This is a genomic window from Serinicoccus profundi (assembly GCF_008001015.1).
In the GTDB taxonomy this organism is placed as follows: domain Bacteria; phylum Actinomycetota; class Actinomycetes; order Actinomycetales; family Dermatophilaceae; genus Ornithinicoccus; species Ornithinicoccus profundi.
In genome coordinates this window covers 2,099,635-2,120,241 of sequence record NZ_CP042862.1, presented here as the reverse complement: position 1 = coordinate 2,120,241, position 20,607 = coordinate 2,099,635, and the positions used below count along the sequence as shown (strand labels likewise).

The window sequence follows — 20,607 nt, the reverse complement described above, 5'->3', positions numbered from 1 at the left end:
TCTGGCGGGCTGCTGGAGCGCGCCGGAGCCTCCCACGGGTTCGCTCATCGGGTTGCGCCCGGTGGGCGAGCAGCTGGAGTTCTGGGCCGGGCGGGACTGCGCCGGTGTGGCGAGCGTGACCGTGCTCATGGGCCCGGCCGACGGACCGGAGCGGGAGTGGGTGATGACCGCCGAGCAGGGCACCGGCAGCGTGGAGTCCTTCGTCGTGGGCGAGGCTCCGGCCGGGTTCGTCGCGCCCGGAGCCGCGCCAGAGCCCGCTGCCGACGACACGATCACCGTCGTCGTCCGGGGTGAGGACGACCTCGCCTTCTCCCGCACGAGCTGGCAGCTCACGGACGTCACCGCGGGAGAGGGTGCCCAGGAGGGGGAGTGGTTGACGCCGTCCGGCGAATGGGTCAGCGAGTCCGACGCCTCGGCGCTCGCGGAGGATGGCATCCGCGCGCCGCTGTGCGCGTCGGGCGACAGCGGCTAGGAGCCGGTGTCCAGGCCGACCAGCAGGTCGGAGGCCTGTTCCACGGTCTCCACGAGGTGCAGGGCCTGCGCCATCGGCCGCCCCTTCGCCAAGGCCGTCAGCAGCGGCCAGACGGGCAGCCGCGAGGCCCAGTGCTCCTGGCCGACGAGGATGAGCGGCGTGAGCCGGTTGGTGGCGTCCACCTCGTAGTAGAGGCGGGTGGCCATCTGGAAGACCTCCTGCACGGTGCCTGCCGCCCCGGGCAGCACGACCAGCCCGTCCCGGGACTGGGCGAGGAGCAGGTCCTCGCGCAGCGCGTTGGAGAAGAACTTGGCGATGAGCTGGCCGAAGGCGTTGGGCGGCTCGTGCCCGTAGTACCACGTCGGGATGCCGACGCTGCGCAGCTCGCGCGGGGCGGGGACCTCGGGGGAGTCGGCTCGCAGCCGCAGCGCCGGCCGGACCCAGGCGGCGATGTCCGACGCGAAGTCGGGCACCCGGCCCAGCACCTCCAGGGCGTGCTCCAGCAGCGCCTCGTCGGACGACCAGGCCCCGAGGTTGGCGGCCTCCATGGCCCCCGGCCCCCCGCCGGTGAGCACGACCGCGCCTGCCTCGGCGAGGCGGTGACCGAGCAGCGCCGCGGCGGCGAAGTCGGCGGTGCCCCGTCGCAGGGCGTGCCCGCCCATGACGCCGACGACCCGACGCTCCTCGAGGGCCGCGACCAGGGCGTCGGTCATCGCGTCGTCGTGGATGGCGCGCAGCGCCGTGACGTAGGCGTCGTGGCGCACGGTCGCATCCTCGAACCACCGGTAGGCCCGGGCGTCCGTGGTCTGGTCGTAGCCGTGCTCGGCGAGACCGGTATACAGCTCCTCCGCGGTGTAGAGACGCGCCCGGTAGGGGTCGATGGGGGCGTGGGGCACGGCGGGGAAGACGAGGGCTCCCGCCTGGCGCAGGTGCTCCTCGATCCCGGTGTCGAGGCGACCGCCCAGGACCACGAGGTCGGCGAGGTCGTCCCGGGCGAGCAGGAGGTCCCGGTCGGCGGTGAGGTCCACGCCCTGGACCCGCAGCGGAGGCAGCGGGCCCTCCGTCTGCAACCAGCGACGCCAGGCGGCGGGGTCCTCCACCTCGCGCGCGGCAGCGCAGGGCCCGGGCTCGACGCGGCGGTAGCGCACCTCCGAGGTCTCTCCCGGGCCGACGGGACGGTCGGAGACCTGCTCGCTGACGGGCCGCTCACGCTGCTGCATACCGAGCGACCCTAACGGGCGCGACCGCGCGCGCCCTCCGCGTCCCCTGCCGCCCGTCGCAACAGGGGGACCGCCGGTCGCCCCACCCTGGCGCTGCGCGGCGATGGGGTGTGTGATGGGCGCATGAGCAGCGACGCCATGACCCAGCAGGCCTACCGGGAGACGGTCGCGGAGAGCCTCACCGACCCGTGGACGTTCTGGGGGGAGGCGGCCGGCCTCATCGACTGGATCCACCGGCCGCGCGAGGTGCTGGACGAGGAGTCGGCCCCGTTCTACCGGTGGTTCCCGGACGGCACGCTCAACGTCTGCTACAACGCCCTCGACCGCCACGTCGTGCACGGCCGCGCCGACCAGACCGCGCTGATCTACGACAGCCCCGTCACCGGGACGGTCCGGCGCTACACCTACGCCCACCTGCTCGACCTCGTGGCGCGTTTCGCCGGGGTGCTGCGCGACCTCGGCGTCGCGAAGGGCGACCGCGTCGTCATCTACCTGCCGATGGTGCCCGAGGCGGTCATCGCCATGCTGGCCTGCGCGCGGATCGGCGCGGTCCACTCGGTGGTCTTCGGTGGCTTCGCCCCGGCCGAGCTCGCCGCACGCATCGAGGACGCCCAGCCCAAGGTCGTCGTCTCGGCGAGTTGCGGCATCGAGCCCACCCGGGTGGTGCCCTACAAGCCCCTCCTGGACCAGGCGATCGCCCGGTCCTCCCACCAGCCCGAGCACTGCGTCATCCTCCAGCGCGAGCAGCTGCCCTGCGAGCTGGGGGAGCGTGACCTCGACTGGGCCCGCCTCATGCACCCGGACGCCGTGGCGCCCGCGGCCTGCGTGCCCGTGGAGGCCACCCACCCGCTCTACGTCCTCTACACCTCCGGCACGACCGGCCGACCCAAGGGCATCGTCCGCGACAGCGGCGGGTATGCCGTCGCGCTGCGGTGGTCGATGACCCACCTCTACGGCGTCCAGCCGGGGGAGACCTGGCTCTGCGGCTCCGACGTGGGGTGGGTGGTCGGGCACTCCTACATCGTCTACGCGCCCCTGCTCACCGGGGCGACGACGATCCTCTTCGAGGGCAAACCGGTCGGCACCCCGGACGCTGGGGTCTACTGGCGGATGATCGCCGAGCACGGTGTCGTGGGGGCGTTCACCGCACCCACCGCGATCCGGGCGATCACCAAGCAGGACCCCTCGGCCTCGCTCGTGGGCGAGCACGACCTCTCCTCCCTGCGTGCCCTCTTCCTCGCCGGTGAGCGGCTGGACCCCGACACCTGGGCGTGGGCGACCGAGCACCTCGGGGTCCCGGTCATCGACAACTGGTGGCAGACCGAGACCGGTTGGCCCATCGCCATCAACCCCGTCGGGCCCGACGGAGCCCTCTTCGACATCCGCCCGGGCAGCCCCAGCCTGCCGACGGCCGGCTACGACGTGCGGGTGCTGGACCCCGGCGGGCAGGAGGTGCCCGCGGGCACCGAGGGGGCGATCTGCCTGCGCCTGCCGCTGCCGCCCGGGACGCTTCCGACCCTGTGGGAGGACGACGAACGCTACGTCGCCTCCTACCTCTCGGCCCACGAGGGCTACTACCTGTCCGGCGACGGCGGCTACGTCGACGAGGACGGCTACGTCTTCGTCATGGGCCGCACGGACGACGTGCTCAACGTCGCCGGCCACCGCCTGTCCACCGGCTCGCTGGAGGAGGCGCTCGCGGGTCACCCCGCGGTGGCGGAGTGCGCCGTCATCGGTGTGGCCGACCAGCTCAAGGGTCAGGTCCCGCGGGCCCTGGTGGTCCTGAAGTCGGGGACCGACCTGGGCGACGCGGCCCTGGAGCGGGTGCGGGAGGAACTGGTCGCGCGGGTCCGGGACGAGGTGGGTGCCGTCGCCTCCCTGCGTCAGGTCGACGTCGTGGACGCCCTGCCCAAGACGCGGTCCGGCAAGATCCTGCGCCGCACGATGCGCCAGATCGCCGACGGCGACACCCCGATGGTCCCCTCGACGATCGAGGACCTCGCCGTCCTCGACGCCCTGCGCCCCGTCCTCCGGGGGTAGCCGCCACCCGGCTGTGGATAACTTCGGCCGGTCCCGGCCCGCTGGGCCTAGCCTCGGTGTCAGTCGGGCGGTCCGCGCCCGGCGGGACACCGAGGGGGTGCACACATGGGGTATGCCGTGCGCGTGGACGGCGCCCACCTGGACGCCGCGGCCGGGGAGCTCGCGGCAGCCGGGGGAGCGCTGGAGGAAATCGCGGAGGGGGTGGCCCACGGGCTCGGGTTGGTGGCCTCGAGCGCGGGAGGCGGGCTGCTCACGAGGGCCGCCCAGGACGCCTCGACGCGCTGGCGATCGGGGCTGCGCGAGGTCGCCGCGCAGGGTGACTCGCTGGCGGCGGCGTTGCGGCAGGCGCGGGCCGACTACCTCGAGGTGGAGCGGCTCCTGTCCGGCGGGTGGGCCCGGGGGCCCAGGACGGGGCTGGTGCCGTGAGCGTGTCGGTCCTGTCGACCTCGCCGGAGGAGATGGAGCGCGCAGCACGTCTGCTGCGGGAGGCCGGGGCCCAGATCGAGGCGACCGCCGAGCGGGTGCTCGGTAGCGCTCCGGACCCCGGGGCGTGGTCCGGGCTGGCGGCGCTGGAGGCGACGGCCAGGGCGAGGGCGGTCCACCGTTGACCCGGTCGGCGGCCTCCCCGCCGCGCGAGGCGGCCGCCGTGGTGCAGGAGTGTGCCGGTGCCGCCCGCGTCGCGACTCAGGAGATCCACCGTTGGCAGCGGCAGGGCGAGCGCGCCCGCGCCGAGGTGGTCGCCCTGCGGGCGCCAGGTCCGCCGCCCGAGCCCGGCCTCGAGCTGCTGTGGCGGCGCAAGATCGAGCAGCTGGAGCACGAGGTCGAGCTCGCGCGGCGGCGGATCGCGGGGGTCGAGGAGGAGTTCCGCCAGCGGGAGCAGGCCGCGGCCCAGCGGCTGGGGCGCGCGTGGGAGGTCCTGCACGAGGTGAAGGACCTCGCGACCGTGCCGAAGAAGGCGGTGGAGGCCGTCGGCTATGCCTGGGGCACCGGGGAGCGGGTCGTCCGCACCACCCAGGTCGTCGTCACGCTGGCGCGGGCACGCTGGGCGCACGCCGCCCAGGTGCGGCAGCGCGCGCTGCGTCGGGCCGCGCACGCGCTGTCCCGGTTGCGGCGGCTGGTCAGGGTCCGCGGGGGAGCCACCCTGGGGCGCCTCAGCCTGGTCCCGGGGCCTCCCACGCTCCTCCTCTCGTGGTTCACCGCCTGGGGCGACCTGCGCGACGGCGGGGGCTACGCCGGGTGGCGGGGTGACATCACCCGGGTCGCCGCGGCCGGCGGGCTCATCGGGGGCCTCATGATCCTTCCGGGCAGCCTCCTCCATCCCCTCGTCGGCGGGGTGGGCGTGGGCCTGCTCGCGGCCTACACCGCGTGGTCGCTGGGCAACGCGGCCTGGGACGGCGGGGTCGTCATCATCCGGTATGCCCGCAAGCACGGGCCGTCGTTCGCCGCCCGCGTCGGGGTGCGGATGCTCCTGGCCCGCCAGCGGGCGGTGGACCGGCTCCGCACGATGCGGTCCGCCCTGCCGGTCGTCCGGGCTGCGCTGCGGGGCGAGGTCGGTCACCGGGTGAAGCGGGCCGGTGAGGTGCTCGCCCCGGTGCTGGCGCCCCTCACCGACCCCCGACGCCGCGTGATCGGGCTGCCGCCGGGTGGGCCGATCCGGCTCCCGAGCCGGCAGGTCGTCCACGAGGTGGTCGGCAGGCTGCCCGACATCGAGCCGGTCCGCGACTGGTGGCGCAGCATGGGGGACCCCATCCGGCTGCCGCTCGTGCCGCTGCCGCCGGAACTCCCCGGTCCGGTCCAGCTGGGCCGGTGGCGTCCGTGAGAGGGGCGGCCAGGAGCAGCGGGGCGATGGGCGCCGTGACGCGGGACGCGACGCAGGCCGCGACAGGCGACGCCTCGGCGCCGGAATCGACGGACGCCGGGGCGAGGGACGCCGCGACAGGCGACGCCTCGGCGCCGGAATCGAAGGACGCCGTGGCCCGGCCGGTGCTCGTGCTCACCCCGGAAGAGCTCGACCTGCTCGAGGAGGCCCATGCCCACAGCCTCGGTGTCGAGCCCGAGAGCGACGTGCCGGTGACGCCGGCGCGGGCCCAGGCGCTGAACTCGTTGCAGGGCCGGGGGCTGCTCGGCGGCGACGCCCGTCTCCTCGAGGGCGGTGCGCTCACGGACCTCGTCCTGCTCATGCTCGACGTCCGGGTGGCTGCCGATGCGCTGCTCGTGGTCGAGCGACGTCTGGCGGGGTCCGAGGACCGTCCCGACCTGCGGCTGCTGCACCTGCTCCCGAGCGGGGGCGTCGTCGAGGACCTCCACCCTGGCGGGTGGCACGGTTTGGACCTGCACGTCGACCCGGGCCTCCTGGCCGAGCAGGCCCTGGCGACGGTCCTGCCGCCGGACGCGCGGGCCGGTGAGGGCGACGACCTCGTCCTCGACCTGGGCGATCCCGACGCCGCAGCGTCCTGGGGTGCGGTGCTGCTCGCGGAGCTGACCCTCGCCCGGCCGGCCGGCGGCACCGAGGAGTCGGTCCTGCTCGCCGTGGGGAGCTCGGGGTGCCACCTGGCCACGGACCCCGGACGCACCGACGGCAGGGTGACCTTCGTGCCGACGACGCCGGAGGTGGTGCAGACGATGGTGCGCGAGTGGGTGTCGCGGGTGGTCGATCCGGTGGAGGATCAGGGGGAGGCCGCGGCGCCGGGCATACCGTAGGGCGCGTGCCCACCCCTCAGCCCGCCCCGGCCCCTGCGTCGCTCACCCGCACGGTCCTGCTCCGGATGGCGGCCGAGCTGGTCGCCTCGGGGGAGCCGGTGACCGACACCGAGCGGGAGATCAGGGTGCTCGGGGCCCGGGCCGGGCACCCGGGCGTGCAGGTCGCGGCCAGCCCGACAGCCATCCTGCTCAGCCTGGAGGCGGGGGCGCCGTCCTCGCTCGCGCCGGTCCGCGGGCCGCTGCGGCTCGACCAGTGCGCGGCGGTGCACGCGATCCGCCACTTCCTCGCCACCGGGCGACTCACCCTGGCGCAGGCCGAGCAGGAGCTCGACGCCGTCCGCGCCCTGCCCCATCCCTACCCCGCGTGGGTGCGCCACCTGGGGCTCATGGGCGTCTCCGTCGGGCTCTCGCTCATCCTGCAGCCCGGCCTGCCCAACGTCGTCGTCGCCGCCCTCGGCTCCCTCCTCGTGAGCCTGCTCATGACCCAGTCCGGGCGGCACAGCCTCATGGGCTCCCTCCTGCCGTCGGTGGCTGCCTTCGCCGCGGCGTTGTTCGCCTTCGGCGGCTACCAGCTCGACCTGCTCGACGGCCCGTTGCGCACCCTCATCTGCCCGCTGGCGGTCCTGCTCCCGGGTGCGCTGCTCGTGACCGGGGTGAGCGAGCTGGCCCAGGGAGCGATGGTCGCGGGCTCGGCCCGGGTGTTCTACGGCCTCGTCCAGCTCGGCCTCTTCTCCCTCGGCGTCGTCGGCGCCTCGATGGTCCTCGGGGTAGACGCCATGGCCTTCGCCAACGTCCGCGTCGAGGGCCCCGGGCTGTGGATGGCACCCCTCGGTCTGGGGCTCATCACCCTGGGCATCACCCTCTCCGAGGCGCTGCCGTGGTCGCTGCTGCGCTGGTCGGGACTCGTGCTCGTCCTGACCTTCGGTGCGCAGCTGGCCGGGCAGCAGAGCGCCTCCTCGCTCCCGCTGGGCGGGTTCACCGGGGCGGTCGTCGCCTCCTTCGTGCCGGGCCTGCTCGACCGGCTGCGCGACGACGTGCCCCGCCTCGTCGCCTTCCTGCCCTCCTTCTGGCTGCTCGTGCCGGGCACCGTCGGCCTCATGGGCGTCACCCAGATCGGCTCCGGCAGCGGCGACGGCGCCACCCTCATCGGCGCCGCGGGCATCGTCGCCAGCATCGCGCTCGGCCTGCTCGTCGGGTCCGCCCTCGCCCTCCCGATGGCCCGCCCGGCGACGACGTGGCGACGGCGCGGGGCACAATGAGCGGTGTGAGTGCGCGCACCCTGACCCTGCTCGGATCGACCGGATCCATCGGTACGCAGGCGATCGACGTCGTCCGGGCCCACCCGGACCGCTTCGTCGTGCGCGCCCTCGCCGCCGGCGGCGGCGACCTCGACCTCCTCGCGAGCCAGGCGGTGGAGCTCGGCGTCGAGCAGGTGGCCGTCGCCCGTGACGACGACGGTGCGCGCGCCGACCTCGGTGCCGCCCTCGACGCGGCGGCCCGCGACGCCGGGCGCACGGCATACCGGCCGGAGGTGGTGACCGGTCCGCAGGCGGCGACCCAGGTCGCCGGCAACGGCGCCGACGTCGTGCTCAACGGCATCACCGGCAGCATCGGTCTGCACCCGACACTCGCTGCGCTGGCCGCCGGGAGCACCCTCGCACTGGCCAACAAGGAGTCGCTCATCGTCGGTGGTCGGCTCGTCATGGACGCCGCCGCGCCGGGGCAGATCGTGCCGGTCGACTCCGAGCACAGCGCCATCGCGCAGGCCCTGCGCGCGGGGACCGAGCGCGAGGTGCGCCGGCTCGTCCTCACCGCCAGCGGCGGTCCCTTCCGCGGGATGACCCGCGAGCAGCTCCACGACGTCACCCCCGAGCAGGCGCTGGCGCACCCCACGTGGGACATGGGCCAGGTCATCACCACCAACTCGGCGACCCTGGTCAACAAGGGGCTGGAGGTCATCGAGGCGCACCTGCTCTTCGGCGTGCCCTTCGAGGCCATCGATGTCGTCGTCCACCCGCAGTCGGTCGTGCACTCGATGGTGGAGTTCGTCGACGGCTCGACCATCGCCCAGGCCTCGCCCCCGACCATGCACATCCCCATCGCCCTGGGCCTGGCCTGGCCGGAGCGCCTGGACGACGTGGCCCCCGCCTGCGACTGGACGCAGGCCACGAGCTGGGACTTCCTGCCGCTGGACGACGAGGCCTTCCCCGCGGTGCGCCTGGCCCGGCAGGTCGGTGCCGCGGGCGGCACCCACCCCGCCGTCTACAATGCGGCCAACGAGGTCTGCGTCGCGGCCTTCCATCGCCGCGAGCTGGCGTTCCCGGCCATCGTGGACGTCGTCGAGCAGGTGGTGTCCGAGCACGCCGGGAACTCCGGAGCCGCCACGGGGGTTGACCTGACGGTGGACCAGGTGCTGGCCGCCGACGCCTGGGCGCGGGACGCCGCCGCCCACCGCATCCAGTCCCTCACCCGGGTCTGAGGAGGAGGTCTTCGTGCTCTACCTGCTCGGCGTGCTCGCCGTCTTCGTCGGGATCGCCGTCTCGATCGCCCTGCACGAGATCGGGCACCTCCTGCCCGCCAAGCGTTTCGGCGTGCGGTGCACCCAGTACATGGTCGGCTTCGGGCCCACCCTGTGGTCGACCCGGCGCGGCGACACCGAGTACGGCCTCAAGGCGATCCCGCTCGGCGGCTACGTCCGGATGATCGGGATGTTCCCGCCGCGGCCCGGCGACGGCGGCCGGGTGCGGGCCAGCAGCTCCAACCCCATGCACCTCATGATCGAGCAGGCCCGCCAGGACTCGCTCGAGGAGATCGGTCCGGGTGATGAGGACCGCGTGTTCTACCGGCTGCCGGTCTGGAAGCGCGTCGTCGTCATGGCCGGAGGCCCGCTGATGAACCTCGCGATCAGCGCCGTGCTCATCACCCTCCTCATGACGGTGCAGGGCGTCGCCGTGGGCACCCCCACCGTCAGCCAGGTCGCGGCCTGCGCCAACGCCGACGTGGCCGACGACGACTGCGCCGGTCAGCCCGCCTCCCCGGCCGCCGCGGCCGGCTTCGAGGTCGGTGACACCATCCTCTCGGTCGACGGGACGCCGGTGCAGGACTGGGCGGCCACCACCTACGCCATCCAGAACGCCGGCGAGCAGGCGACCTTCGTCGTCGACCGGGGCGGCAGCACGCAGACGCTCACTGCCGACCTCGTGCTGCGCGAGCGCCCGCTCATGGACGCCGAGGGGCTCCCGGTGCTGGACGAGGAGGGCGAGCTGGTCTACGGCGAGGTCGGCTTCCTCGGTGCGTCGCCCACCATCGTCAACGAGCCGCAGCCGATCACCGCGGTGCCCGCCGTGGTGGGGGAGATGTTCACCGGGACGGCCGGCATCGTGCTCACCCTCCCGCAGCGCATGGTCGACGTCAGCCAGGCGGCCTTCGGCAGCGAGGAGCGCGACCCCAACGGCCCGATGTCCGTCGTCGGGGTCGGTCGGGTCGCGGGCGATGTGACGCAGAACGGCATCGACGGCTTCGTCGAGACGGCGCAGGAGCGCTTCTGGCTCCTCGTCTCGCTGCTGGCCTCGCTCAACATGGCGCTCTTCGTCTTCAACCTCATCCCGTTGCTGCCGCTCGACGGCGGCCACATCGCCGGCGCGCTGTGGGAGGGACTGAAGAAGACCTGGGCCAAGGTCTTCCGTCGCCCCGACCCGGGGCCGGTGGACACCGCGGCCGCCCTGCCCGTGGCCTATGCCGTCGCCATCGGCCTGCTCGGCATGACCGCCCTGCTCATCTACGCCGACATCGTGCGCCCGGTCCAGCTCGGCTGAGACACCCAGCGGGTGTCCAGGAAGGCACCAGGCCGGGGTGCGACAATGGACGCATGACTGCTGGTGTCCCCATCTCCCTCGGTATGCCGTCCGCCCCGCCGCCCGTCCTGGCGCCGCGACGCCAGACGCGCAAGATCAAGGTCGGCAAGGTGGAGGTCGGCGGTGACGCCCCGATCTCGGTCCAGTCGATGACGACGACCCCCACGACCGACATCAACGCGACCCTTCAGCAGATCGCCGAGCTCACCGCGACCGGCTGCGACATCGTCCGGGTCGCCTGCCCGACCCAGGACGACGCCGACGCGTTGCCCGCGATCGCGCGCAAGTCGCAGATCCCGGTCATCGCCGACATCCACTTCCAGCCCAAGTACGTCTACGCCGCGATCGACGCCGGCTGCGCGGCCGTCCGCGTCAACCCCGGCAACATCCGCCGCTTCGACGACCAGGTCAAGCAGATCGCCCGGGCCGCCAAGGACGCCGGAGTCTCCATCCGTATCGGCGTCAACGCCGGCTCGCTGGACAAGCGGCTGCTGGACAAGTACGGCAAGCCGACGGCGGAGGCCCTCGTCGAGTCCGCGGTGTGGGAGGCCGGCCTCTTCGAGGAGCACGACTTCCACGACTTCAAGATCTCCGTCAAGCACAACGACCCCGTCGTCATGGTGCGGGCCTACGAGATGCTCTCCGAGCGGGGCGACTGGCCGCTGCACCTCGGCGTGACCGAGGCGGGCCCGGCCTTCCAGGGCACGATCAAGTCCTCCGTGGCCTTCGGGGCGCTGCTCTCCCAGGGCATCGGCGACACGATCCGGGTCTCCCTGTCGGCGCCGCCGGTCGAGGAGGTCAAGGTCGGCAACCAGATCCTGCAGAGCCTCAACCTCAAGCCGCGCAAGCTGGAGATCGTCTCCTGCCCCTCCTGCGGGCGCGCGCAGGTGGACGTCTACACCCTCGCCGAGGAGGTCACCGCCGGTCTGGAGGGCATGGAGGTGCCGCTGCGGGTGGCCGTCATGGGCTGCGTCGTCAACGGGCCTGGGGAGGCCCGCGAGGCCGACCTCGGCGTGGCCTCCGGCAACGGCAAGGGCCAGATCTTCGTCAAGGGCGAGGTCATCAAGACCGTCCCCGAGAGCCAGATCGTGGAGACCCTCATCGAGGAGGCCATGCGCATCGCCGAGGAGATGGGCGAGCTGGAGGAGACGGAGTCCGGCGGCGCCGGGGCGCCCACGGTCACCGTCGGCTGACGCCCGAGACGCGGCGCACGGCATACCCGGTAGCGTCCTGTCATGGCACCGGACCCGATCAGCACGCAGACGGCCCGCCAGTCGACCTGGCACGAGGTGTGTCGGGCCTTCCACTTCGTGGATCGCGCCGACCTGAGCGTCGTGCACGAGCACATGCCCGCCGGCACCTCCGGCGAGCCGCACACCCATGAGCGTGCCCGCCAGTTCTTCTACGTCCTGGCGGGCACGGGCACCATGACGCTCGGCCAGCGCGAGGTGCAGGTGCCCGCGGAGTCGGGTATCGAGGTGCCCCCGCGCACGCGCCACCACATGCGCAACGACGGTGAGGAAGACCTCGAGATGATCGTCGTGACGACCCCTCGGGCGAGCGGCACACCGCACGTGCGGGAGCGTCCGCTCGGCCGGGACCGCGGGGGACTCGTCGTCGGCTCCCACCTGCGGCAGACGCGCCCCGGCGACCTCGCGACGGTCGTGAGCTTCGAGGAGGCCATGGACACCAGCCCTTTCCTGGGACAGGGGGGTATGGCGTGGCACGAGTCGGCGCTGCAGGACCCTGATCTCGAGCACTGGGTGCTGGTGGACCGGCTGGACCGCGTCATCGCCTTCGGCATCCTCGTCGGGGTCGCCGGGGGAGAGGTCGTGGAGATCCGCCGGATGGTCGTGGCCCCCGAGGGCCGGGGGCAGGGGCTGGGCCGGCTGCTGCTGCGCCAGCTCCTCGAGCACGCCCTGGCCAACCCCGGCGTCCACCGGGTCTGGCTCGACGTCAGCGCCGACAACACCCGCGCCCGCTCGCTCTACCGCGCGGTCGGGTTCGTCGAGAAGCCCGCCCCGCCGGACGCCACCTTGCTCGACAACGGTGTCTACATGGAGTGGGGCGACACCCACCGCCTACCCTGAGGGGGTGACTGCCCCGGGGTTCCTGCCGCTGCGCCAGCTGGTCCTCGTGGACCTGCTGGGTCTCATGCTCGCCGTGCGGCCGGGGGAGCGGGCGATCATCGCCCTGGACGGGCCGGACGGCGTCGGCAAGTCACGCCTCGCGGCCGAGCTCGTGGCGCTCGCGCCGCACGTCGCAGGGCGCGCGCTGCACGCGGTGTCGGTGGACGGCTTCCACCACCCCCGGGCCGAGCGCTACGCCCGGGGCCGGACGGGGGAGAGCTGCTACCACGACTCCTACGACTACGACGCCCTGCGCCGCGCGGTGCTGTGGCCCTTCCGCGCCGGCCAGGACATCGTCCCCGCCGTCTTCGACGTCACCCGGGACCAGCCGGTCTCCCCGGACCCGGTGGCCCTGCCGCAGGACGCCATCCTGCTCGTCGAGGGGGTCTTCCTGCGTCGGCCCGAGCTGCGGGGGGAGTGGGACGCGACCTGCCTCGTCACCGCCCCGGAGTCGGTGACCGTGCCACGCGGCAACGCCCGGTTCCCCGCCTCCCGGGTGTCCGGTGACGAGGTGCCGGGACATCCGGCCAACGCACGTTATGTTGAGGCCCAGCGCCTCTACCGGCTCCAGGCCCGCACCTGGGCGCCGGAGTGGATCGTGGACAACACCGACCTCGCCCGGCCCGAGCTGGTCTGGCCCGACCCCGATGAGCCCCAGTGGTTCGACCAGTGACAGGAGGGACCCGTATGCGCCTCGCGCCCCTGCCCTACGCCGCCTCCAGGAGCATCCTCGTCCAGGCGCCTCCGGAGCGGATCTTCGTCGAGCTGGTGGACTTCCGGCGCTGGCGGGACTGGTCGCCCTGGGAGGGCGTGGATCCGGCGATGCGGCGGACCTACTCCGGGCCCAAGTCCGGCGTCGGGTCGGGGTATGCCTGGGACGGCAACAGCAAGGCCGGTGAGGGCTCGATGCAGATCACCGCGGTGGAGCCGCCGCGGTCGGTGCACATCGACCTGCACTTCGAGAAGCCCTTCCCGGCGGACAACCGCATCCGGCTCGACCTGGAGCCGCAGTCGCCAGCGCCTGGGGATGCGTCGGAGTCCGGCTCGGGGTCTGCCGCGGACTCTGGCTCTGGCTCTGGCTCTGGGTCTGGCTCTGGGGCGAGCACGCTGGTGACCTGGAGCATGGAGGGCGAGCACACCGGAGTCATGCGGGTGCTCGGTCGGGTCATGTCGATGGACCGGCTCGTCGGCAAGGACTTCGAGAAGGGTCTCGCCCGGCTCAAGGCCCTCGTCGAGCGCTGACCGTCTCCCACCCCTGACCCACCGAGCGCCGCAGATGGTCGCCCCCTGACCCACCGGGCGTCGCAGATGGTCGCTCCCTGACCGACCGGGCGTCGCAGATGGTTGTCGTACGACAACCATCTGCGACGCCCGGTGGATCTAGAGGACCTTGGAGAGGAACTCGCGGGTGCGGGCCTGGCGGGGGTTGGCGAGCACCTCGCGGGGGTCGCCCTCCTCGCAGATGACGCCGTCGGCCATGAAGACGAGCTTGTCGCCGACCTCGCGGGCGAAGCCCATCTCGTGGGTGACGACCATCATCGTCATCCCCTCGGCCGCCAGCGACTTCATGACGTCCAGGACCTCCCCGACGAGCTCGGGGTCCAGCGCCGAGGTCGGCTCGTCGAAGAGCATCATGTCGGGATTCATCGACAGCGCCCGCGCGATGGCCACCCGCTGCTGCTGGCCACCGGAAAGGTGGGCGGGGTAGGCGTCGATCTTCTCCGCCAGCCCGACCCGCTCGAGGTTGGCCCGGGCGACCTCCTCGGCCTCCTTGCGACCGCGCTTCTTGGCCCGCTGCTGAGCGACGGTGAGGTTGCGCAGCACGGTCATGTGGCTGAAGAGGTTGAACTGCTGGAACACCATGCCGATGCGAGTTCGGACGGCGTCCAGCTCGGTCTCCGGGTCGGTGATGTCGATGCCCTCGATGAGCACCTGCCCACTGGTGGGCTCCTCGAGCCGGTTGACGCAGCGGAGCAGCGTCGACTTGCCCGAGCCGGAGGGCCCGATGACGCAGACGACCTGGCCGGCGTCGACGTGGAAGTCGATGCCGGTGAGGACGTGGTTGTCGCCGAAGGACTTGTGCAGACCCCGGACCTCGATGGCGGGCGCCGAGGTGTCGACCTGCTGGGTCGGGTGCAGTCGTTCAGTCATCAGCGGGACCTGTTCTGTCGGCGCTCCAGCCAGGACACCAGCTGGGTCAGGGGGAGAGTGATGGCCAGGTAGAGCAGGGCGACGAAGACCAACGAGGTCGCGGTGCCGGCCGAGGGTCCGCTGGTCATGAAGTCGCGCGCCATGACCGTCAGCTCCTTCTGGTTGGCCGCCATGCCGATGACGAAGAGCAGCGAGGTGTCCTTGATGAGGATGACCAGCTCGTTGGTCAGCGGCGGGATGACGATGCGCAACGCCTGGGGCATGACGACGGTGGCCATGGTCCACGGACCACTCATGCCGAGCGAGCGGGCCGCCTCGGTCTGTCCCTTCGGCACCGCCTGGATGCCGGCGCGCAGGGTCTCGGCCATATAGGCAGCCGAGACCAGCATGAGGCCGACCAGCCCCGCCCCGACCGGGCCGCCGGGCGGACGCCAGTCGAAGGCGATCGGGATGCCGAAGGCCATGAAGAGGATGACCACCAGCGCGGGCAGACCGCGGAACAGCTCGATGTAGCCGGTGGAGAGCCACCGGAAGGGAGCTGCTGGAGCGAGCCGCATCAGGACCAGCACCAGCGCCAACGCAAAGCCTCCGACGAAGGCGATCACCGTGTAGAGGATGGTGTTCTTGGCCCCGATGAAGAGGAAGTCCTGCCAGGTCTCGGTGAAGCCTTCTCGTAGGAAGAAGCTCTCCTTGATCGCCTCCCAGTCCGCCACCAGGACGAAGCCGACGATGAGCAGGACGAAGAGCGCGTAGAGGACGAGGCGGACGGCGCGTTGGCGCTGGGTGCGGGTCACGGGAGGGTGCCTCGCGGATCAGCCGTCGGAGGTGGCGGCGTCGTCGTCGCCACCTTCGGTGCTGAAGTAGGTGTCGTACATCTCGTCGTACTCACCGCTGTCGCGCAGGGCGGCCAGCTGCTCGTCGACCGCCTCCACCAGGGCGGTGTTGTCCTTGGCCATCGCGAAGCCGTAGAGCTCGTTGGTGGAGTACTCCTCGACCACCTCGAAGTCGCCGTTGCGGGCGTTGTCGAGGTTGACCGGGAGGTCCTGCAGGAGGGCGTCGACCTGACCGGCCTGGATCGCCTGGAACATCTCGGCGTTGCTGGGGAAGGCGGTGATGACCGCGTCGGGAGCGTTCTCCTCGGTGTAGGTCTCTCCCGTGGTGCCCTGCTGCACCCCGACGGTGGCCCCGGCCAGGTCACCGATGCCGGTGATGTCCGAACCACTCGGGACCAGCAGCGACTGCTGGGAGTCGTAGTAGCCCTCGGAGAAGGCGAGGTTGGCCTCGCGCTCCGGGGTGATCGTCATGGCGGAGGCGACGATGTCGCAGTCCCCGGCGTTCAGGGCCAGGCCGGACTGCAGCGCGTCGAAGGAGGAGTCCTTGACCAGCAGGTCCAGCTCCAGACCATCCGCGATCGCCTGCATCAGGTCGATGTCGAAACCGCTGTACCCGGACTCGGTCGAGGAGTCCTCCACCTCGAACGGCGGGTAGGGGATGTCCGAGCAGACGGTCAGCGTGCCGTCGGTGATGAGGTCGAGGCCCCCCGCCTCGGTGTCGTCGGAGCCACCGCACGCGGACAGGGAGAGGGTAGCTGCGGCCAGGGCCAGCACAGGAAGCATCGAGTTCTTCATGAGGGCACTGTAAGTCCTCCTGCTCCCGACGTGGGTGAGCCCCCGCCCAGAACTGGGCAGGGGCTCACCACCGCGGGGGGCGCCGGTCAGCTGGTGCCCTCGGCCTCCTCGACCGCCTCCTCGGCGGCCTCGGCGTCGTCGTCGACCCAGTCGAAGGTCCGGGTGACGGCCTTCTTCCACTGGCGGTAGAGCCGTTCGCGCTCGGCGTCCTTCATCTGGGGGCTCCAGCGCTGGCCCTCCTCCCAGTTGTCGATGACGTCCTGCTCGCCGCTCCAGAACCCGACCGCGATCCCCGCGGCATACGCCGCACCCAGGGCGGTGGTCTCGGCCACCTTGGGGCGCACGACGTCCACCCCGAGGATGTCGGCCTGGAACTGCATGAGCGTCTCGTTGGCGACCATGCCGCCGTCGACGCGCAGCTCGGACAGCTCCACCCCGGAGTCGGCGTTCATCGCGTCCAGCACCTCACGGGTCTGGAACGCGGTGGACTCCAGGGCGGCCCGGGCGACGTGGTGCTTGTTGACGTAGCGGGTGAGGCCGACGATCGCGCCACGGGCGTCGTCCTTCCAGTACGGCGCGAACAGGCCGGAGAAGGCCGGCACGATGTAGCAGCCGCCGTTGTCGTCGACCTTCGTGGCCAGGTCCTCGATCTCCGGCGCCTCGGAGATGAGCCCGATGTTGTCGCGCAGCCACTGCACCAATGAGCCGGTGACCGCGATCGAGCCCTCCAACGCATACACCGCGTCCTGCTCACCGATCTTGTAGCAGACCGTCGTCAGCAGGCCGTTCTCGCTCGGCACGATCTCGGTGCCGGTGTTGAGCAGCATGAAGTTGCCGGTGCCGTAGGTGTTCTTGCTCATGCCCTTCTCGAAGCACGCCTGGCCGAAGGTGGCCGCCTGCTGGTCGCCGAGGATGCCGGCGATCGGCACCCGGAGCTTGGTGCTCTCGCCGTAGACCTCGGCCGAGGACTTGATCTCCGGCAGCATCGAGGTGGGGATGCCCATGTCGGAGGCCACCTGCTCGGACCAGCTCAGGGTCTTGAGGTCCATGAGCATGGTGCGCGAGGCGTTGGTGACATCGGTGACGTGCACGCCGCCGTCGGTGCCGCCGGTGAGGTTCCACAGGACCCAGCTGTCGGTGTTGCCGAAGAGCAGGTCACCGGCGTCGGCCTTCGCCCGCGCGCCGTCGACGTTGTCGAGGATCCACTTGACCTTGGGGCCGGAGAAGTAGGTCGCGAGCGGCAGGCCGCAGATGTCCTTGTACTTGTCCGCGCCGTCCTCACCACCGAGCTCGGCGACGATCTTGTCGGTCCGGGTGTCCTGCCAGACGATGGCGTTGTAGACCGCCTCGCCGGTGTTCTTGTCCCACACCACCGCCGTCTCGCGCTGGTTGGTGATGCCGATGGCGGCGAGGTCGTCGTTGCCGAGGCCTCCCTTGCCCAGCGCGGTGCCGATGACCTCCTTGGTGTTCTCCCAGATCTCGGCCGGGTCGTGCTCGACCCACCCGGCCTTGGGGAAGATCTGCTCGTGCTCCTTCTGCCCGACCGAGTGGATCTCACCGCTCTTGGTGAACACGATGGCACGGGTGCTCGTGGTTCCCTGGTCGATCGCCAGGACGTAGTCAGCCATGGGTCTGCTCCTTCACGTCGTTGTGGATGTCGTTGAGCTGGTCTGCGGAGTGGTCAGATGAACAGGATCGCCGCCAGGCCGGCCAGGAGGCCGCCGAGCAGCGGGCCGACGACCGGCACCCAGGCGTAGGCCCAGTCGCTGCTGCCCTTGCCGGGGATCGGTAGGACCGCGTGCGCGATGCGCGGACCGAGGTCACGGGCCGGGTTGATGGCATACCCCGTCGGGCCACCGAGGCTGGCGCCGATGCCGACGACCAGCAGGGCCACCGCGAGCGGTCCCAGCCCCGAGGGGGTGCTGCCGAAGGCGATGACGACGAAGACGAGGGCGAAGGTGCCGATGACCTCGGTGACGAGGTTCCAGCCGTAGCCGCGCAGCTCGGGGCCGGTCGAGAAGACCCCGAGCTTGACGCCCGGGTCGGCCTCCTGGTCGAAGTGCATCTTGTAGGCCGCCCAGGCCAGGACGGCGCCGATGAAGGCTCCGAGCATCTGCGCCGCGAAGTAGATCATCGCGTTGCCGACGTTCGCCGGCACGGCCGCCAGGCCCATGTCGGGGTTGCCCGGGAAGAAGTCGGCCCCGTTGGCCCACAGGCCGACCGTCACGGCGGGGTTGAGGTGCGCCCCGGACTTGAAGGCCACGAAGACACCGGCGAAGACGCCGAGCCCCCAGCCGAAGTTGATGAGCAACCAGGCGCCGCCGCCACCTCCTCCGAAGCCCTTGGTCTTGGGCAGGATCGCGTTGGCGACCACGCCGCAGCCGAACAGCAACAGGGTGGCGGTGCCGAGCACCTCCGAGACGAAGACCTCTCCCACGGTTGACTCCTTTGTCGTGCGGACGAACCGGGCGGGCGCCCGGGCCGTTGGTCAATCTGTGGTCTGGGCGACCGACCCCATCGCCTGCAGGGGGGCCACCTCACCGAGGTGCGCGCGCACCCCGGCGGCGCTCTGGTCGTCCGGCTCCTGCGCGGCCGCGATCTCGGCCCGGGCGCGAGCGGAGTAGGCCTCGATCTCGGCCTGCTTCTTCTCCTCGTCCCAGCCGAGCTCGGCCGCGGCGATGTCGGCGATCTCAGGCACCGTGGCCAGGCCCTTCTCCGGAGCCTCGTAGATGAGCCGGGTGCGGCGCATCATGAGGTCCTCGAGGTGCAGGACCCCCTCGGTGCGGCAGGCGTGGGCCACCTCGGCGCGCAGGTATGCCGTGGAGTGCTCCAGCGTCCGCGCGAGCGAGGGGTCCTGCTCGATAAGGGCCAGGAGCTCCTCCACGAGGGAGCCATAGCGGTGCAGGAGGTGGTCGGTCAGCTGCTCGCTCCACCCGAACCGCTCGCGCAGCTGCGGCATCCGTCGCCGCATCGCCGCCTCGCCCACCGCGCCGAGCAGCGGGATCTGGTCGGTGATGCACGGGAGGTCCTCGGCGCGGCCGCCGAGCGCGAAGTCCACGGCGTCCTTGGCCATGACGCGGTATGTCGTGAGCTTGCCGCCCCCGATGACGGTGAGCCCCGGCACCGGGCTGGCGACGGTGTGCTCCCGGCTGACCTTCGCCGAGTCGGTGCCCTCCTTGGTGCCGGGCTGCAGCAGCGGCCGCAGACCGGCATACCAGCCGACGACGTCGTCGCGGGTGAGCGTCGTCTTGAGGACGGCGTTGGCGTGGTCGAGGACGTAGTCGATGTCCGACGCGGTGGCGACCGGGTTCTGGCGGTTCAGCTCCCACGGGGTGTCCGTGGTGCCGAGGATCCAGTAGCGCGACCACGGGATGAAGAACAGCACCGACTTCTCGGTCTGCAGGAAGAGGCCCGAGGTGCCCTGGATCCGCTCGCGCGGGATGACGAGGTGGATGCCCTTGGAGGCGAGGACGTTGAGCCCGCCGTCGGTGTCGGCCAGCTCGGAGACGTCGTCGGTCCACACGCCGGTGCAGTTGATGATGTGCCGGGCGCGGGCCTCGAAGCGCTCGCCGGTCTCGAGGTCGGCCACCTCGGCGCCGATCGCGGTGCCGTGCTCGTCCTTGACGATGCGGACGACCTCGGTGCGGCTGGCGGCCTCGGCGCCGTAGGTGTGGGCGGTGCGGACCAGGGTCGAGACGAGCCGGGCATCGTCGACGGTCGCGTCGTAGTACTTCACGGCGCCGATCGCCGTGTCGTGGCGCAGGTCGGGGAACTGCTTGCTCAGCCCGCCGCGGGTGGTGTGCTGGTGGATCGGCAGCGCCCGACGGCCCGGCATGATGTTGGCCAGGAGGTCGTAGAGCGTGACGCCGGCACCGTAGTAGGCGCGCTGCCACACGCGGTGCTCCAGCGGGATGAGGAAGGGCATCGGCTTGACGAGGTGCGGGGCCAGGGTCTTGAGCAGCAGGCCGCGCTCGGTGAGCGCCTCGTGGACGAGCTTGAAGTCGAGCATCTGGAGGTAGCGCAGGCCGCCGTGGACGAGCTTGGTCGACCACTGCGAGGTGCCGGAGGCCCAGTCCTGGGCCTCGACGATGACGGTGGACAGCCCGCGGGTGGCGGCGTCCAGGGCGGCTCCCGCCCCGGTCACCCCGCCACCGATGACGAGCACGTCGAGCGGCTCGCCCCCGGCGCTGGAGTCCCTCAGGGCCTGGAGGGCCTGGTCGCGGCTGGCCGGGTCGAGTGGGCGTGGCTGCATGGGTGACCTTCCTGGTGGCGGGGCGGTCCCGCGGTGGGTTCCGATCCTGCCCTGACACTACGCGACTGGCAAGGGGTGGCACAGGGCCCGGATGACGTGGCGTCCACCCCCGCGGCGTGGCCGGTGTCGCGCGGTCGGTCGGGGTGCGGCAGGCTGGGGCC

General features: G+C 72.1%; 20 protein-coding genes. 13 read left to right on the top strand and 7 right to left on the bottom strand.

Going from position 1 to position 20,607, the window contains the following annotated elements:
- Positions 1 to 61: 61 nt before the first annotated feature.
- Positions 62 to 472, top strand: coding sequence for a hypothetical protein (locus tag FA582_RS09755; protein ID WP_010147662.1), 411 nt, complete (start codon positions 62 to 64; stop codon positions 470 to 472).
- Here FA582_RS09755 and FA582_RS09750 read toward each other — a convergent pair.
- Positions 469 to 1,692 carry an LOG family protein gene (locus FA582_RS09750; protein WP_010147660.1) on the bottom strand — a complete coding sequence of 408 codons (1,224 nt, stop codon included), beginning with the start codon at positions 1,690 to 1,692 and terminating at the stop codon, positions 469 to 471. The genes FA582_RS09755 and FA582_RS09750 overlap by 4 nt on opposite strands.
- Positions 1,693 to 1,830: 138 nt before the next feature.
- On the opposite strand from FA582_RS09750, the gene FA582_RS09745 reads away from it, so the two are divergent.
- From FA582_RS09745 to FA582_RS09690, 12 genes are all read left to right on the top strand, one after another.
- Positions 1,831 to 3,732 carry an acetate--CoA ligase gene (locus tag FA582_RS09745; RefSeq protein WP_010147659.1) on the top strand — a complete coding sequence of 634 codons (1,902 nt, stop codon included), beginning with the start codon at positions 1,831 to 1,833 and terminating at the stop codon, positions 3,730 to 3,732.
- A gap of 105 nt (positions 3,733 to 3,837) precedes the next feature.
- Entirely contained in the window at positions 3,838 to 4,158 is a 321-nt protein-coding gene (locus FA582_RS09740) for a hypothetical protein (protein WP_010147658.1), read from the top strand.
- Positions 4,155 to 4,340 (top strand): hypothetical protein, encoded by a 186-nt coding sequence (locus FA582_RS09735; RefSeq protein ID WP_147899805.1) that lies wholly within the window; start codon positions 4,155 to 4,157, stop codon positions 4,338 to 4,340. The genes FA582_RS09740 and FA582_RS09735 overlap by 4 nt, the downstream gene beginning before the upstream one ends.
- Positions 4,337 to 5,551: a hypothetical protein gene (locus FA582_RS09730; RefSeq protein ID WP_147899804.1), complete on the top strand. Its 1,215-nt coding sequence runs from the start codon at positions 4,337 to 4,339 to the stop codon at positions 5,549 to 5,551. The genes FA582_RS09735 and FA582_RS09730 overlap by 4 nt, the downstream gene beginning before the upstream one ends.
- 26 nt (positions 5,552 to 5,577) lie before the next feature.
- On the top strand, positions 5,578 to 6,432 hold the full coding sequence (locus tag FA582_RS09725) for a hypothetical protein (protein WP_010147656.1): 855 nt from the start codon (positions 5,578 to 5,580) through the stop codon (positions 6,430 to 6,432).
- Between the two features lie 5 nt (positions 6,433 to 6,437).
- The gene (locus FA582_RS09720; protein ID WP_010147655.1) at positions 6,438 to 7,691 is read left to right on the top strand and encodes a threonine/serine exporter family protein; all 1,254 of its coding nucleotides are present in this window, start codon (positions 6,438 to 6,440) and stop codon (positions 7,689 to 7,691) included.
- Positions 7,688 to 8,911, top strand: a complete 1,224-nt coding sequence (dxr, locus tag FA582_RS09715) for a 1-deoxy-D-xylulose-5-phosphate reductoisomerase (protein ID WP_033228924.1) — start codon at positions 7,688 to 7,690, stop codon at positions 8,909 to 8,911. Before FA582_RS09720 ends, dxr begins: the two co-directional genes overlap by 4 nt.
- Before the next feature lie 13 nt (positions 8,912 to 8,924).
- On the top strand, positions 8,925 to 10,247 hold the full coding sequence (locus FA582_RS09710; protein WP_010147653.1) for a M50 family metallopeptidase: 1,323 nt from the start codon (positions 8,925 to 8,927) through the stop codon (positions 10,245 to 10,247).
- Between the two features lie 53 nt (positions 10,248 to 10,300).
- A complete protein-coding gene (gene ispG, locus FA582_RS09705) occupies positions 10,301 to 11,479 on the top strand; it encodes a flavodoxin-dependent (E)-4-hydroxy-3-methylbut-2-enyl-diphosphate synthase (RefSeq protein ID WP_010147651.1) in 1,179 nt (392 codons plus the stop codon).
- 42 nt (positions 11,480 to 11,521) lie between these two features.
- Positions 11,522 to 12,376, top strand: coding sequence for a GNAT family N-acetyltransferase (locus FA582_RS09700; RefSeq protein WP_010147650.1), 855 nt, complete (start codon positions 11,522 to 11,524; stop codon positions 12,374 to 12,376).
- A 4-nt stretch (positions 12,377 to 12,380) separates the two neighbouring features.
- Positions 12,381 to 13,088: a nucleoside/nucleotide kinase family protein gene (locus tag FA582_RS09695; protein WP_010147649.1), complete on the top strand. Its 708-nt coding sequence runs from the start codon at positions 12,381 to 12,383 to the stop codon at positions 13,086 to 13,088.
- Between the two features lie 14 nt (positions 13,089 to 13,102).
- Entirely contained in the window at positions 13,103 to 13,657 is a 555-nt protein-coding gene (locus FA582_RS09690; protein WP_010147648.1) for an SRPBCC family protein, read from the top strand.
- Between the two features lie 138 nt (positions 13,658 to 13,795).
- On the opposite strand, the gene FA582_RS09685 is transcribed toward FA582_RS09690, so the two are convergent.
- The 6 genes from FA582_RS09685 to FA582_RS09660 all read right to left on the bottom strand — a co-directional run bounded on the left by FA582_RS09685 (position 13,796) and on the right by FA582_RS09660 (position 20,446).
- Positions 13,796 to 14,566, bottom strand: coding sequence for an amino acid ABC transporter ATP-binding protein (locus FA582_RS09685; protein ID WP_010147647.1), 771 nt, complete (start codon positions 14,564 to 14,566; stop codon positions 13,796 to 13,798).
- Entirely contained in the window at positions 14,566 to 15,360 is a 795-nt protein-coding gene (locus FA582_RS09680; RefSeq protein ID WP_010147646.1) for an amino acid ABC transporter permease, read from the bottom strand. Before FA582_RS09680 ends, FA582_RS09685 begins: the two co-directional genes overlap by 1 nt.
- A gap of 18 nt (positions 15,361 to 15,378) precedes the next feature.
- On the bottom strand, positions 15,379 to 16,194 hold the full coding sequence (locus tag FA582_RS09675; RefSeq protein WP_010147645.1) for an ABC transporter substrate-binding protein: 816 nt from the start codon (positions 16,192 to 16,194) through the stop codon (positions 15,379 to 15,381).
- A gap of 86 nt (positions 16,195 to 16,280) precedes the next feature.
- Positions 16,281 to 17,822, bottom strand: a complete 1,542-nt coding sequence (gene glpK / locus FA582_RS09670; protein ID WP_010147644.1) for a glycerol kinase GlpK — start codon at positions 17,820 to 17,822, stop codon at positions 16,281 to 16,283.
- Positions 17,823 to 17,875: 53 nt separating this feature from the next.
- Positions 17,876 to 18,631, bottom strand: coding sequence for an MIP/aquaporin family protein (locus tag FA582_RS09665; RefSeq protein WP_010147642.1), 756 nt, complete (start codon positions 18,629 to 18,631; stop codon positions 17,876 to 17,878).
- A 51-nt stretch (positions 18,632 to 18,682) separates the two neighbouring features.
- Positions 18,683 to 20,446, bottom strand: a complete 1,764-nt coding sequence (locus tag FA582_RS09660) for a glycerol-3-phosphate dehydrogenase/oxidase (RefSeq protein ID WP_010147640.1) — start codon at positions 20,444 to 20,446, stop codon at positions 18,683 to 18,685.
- Positions 20,447 to 20,607: the final 161 nt, after the last annotated feature.

Bases quoted from the DNA above. Each gene is read 5' to 3' on its own strand.
- FA582_RS09740 (WP_010147658.1), top strand. From the start codon at position 3,838: ATGGGGTATGCCGTGCGCGTGGACGGCGCCCACCTGGACGCCGCGGCC.
- glpK (WP_010147644.1), bottom strand. From the start codon at position 17,822: ATGGCTGACTACGTCCTGGCGATCGACCAGGGAACCACGAGCACCCGT.
- FA582_RS09675 (WP_010147645.1), bottom strand. From the start codon at position 16,194: ATGAAGAACTCGATGCTTCCTGTGCTGGCCCTGGCCGCAGCTACCCTC.
- ispG (WP_010147651.1), top strand. From the start codon at position 10,301: ATGACTGCTGGTGTCCCCATCTCCCTCGGTATGCCGTCCGCCCCGCCG.
- dxr (WP_033228924.1), top strand. From the start codon at position 7,688: ATGAGCGGTGTGAGTGCGCGCACCCTGACCCTGCTCGGATCGACCGGA.
- FA582_RS09690 (WP_010147648.1), top strand. From the start codon at position 13,103: ATGCGCCTCGCGCCCCTGCCCTACGCCGCCTCCAGGAGCATCCTCGTC.
- FA582_RS09750 (WP_010147660.1), bottom strand. From the start codon at position 1,692: ATGCAGCAGCGTGAGCGGCCCGTCAGCGAGCAGGTCTCCGACCGTCCC.
- FA582_RS09700 (WP_010147650.1), top strand. From the start codon at position 11,522: ATGGCACCGGACCCGATCAGCACGCAGACGGCCCGCCAGTCGACCTGG.
- FA582_RS09685 (WP_010147647.1), bottom strand. From the start codon at position 14,566: ATGACTGAACGACTGCACCCGACCCAGCAGGTCGACACCTCGGCGCCC.
- FA582_RS09745 (WP_010147659.1), top strand. From the start codon at position 1,831: ATGACCCAGCAGGCCTACCGGGAGACGGTCGCGGAGAGCCTCACCGAC.
- FA582_RS09725 (WP_010147656.1), top strand. From the start codon at position 5,578: ATGGGCGCCGTGACGCGGGACGCGACGCAGGCCGCGACAGGCGACGCC.
- FA582_RS09660 (WP_010147640.1), bottom strand. From the start codon at position 20,446: ATGCAGCCACGCCCACTCGACCCGGCCAGCCGCGACCAGGCCCTCCAG.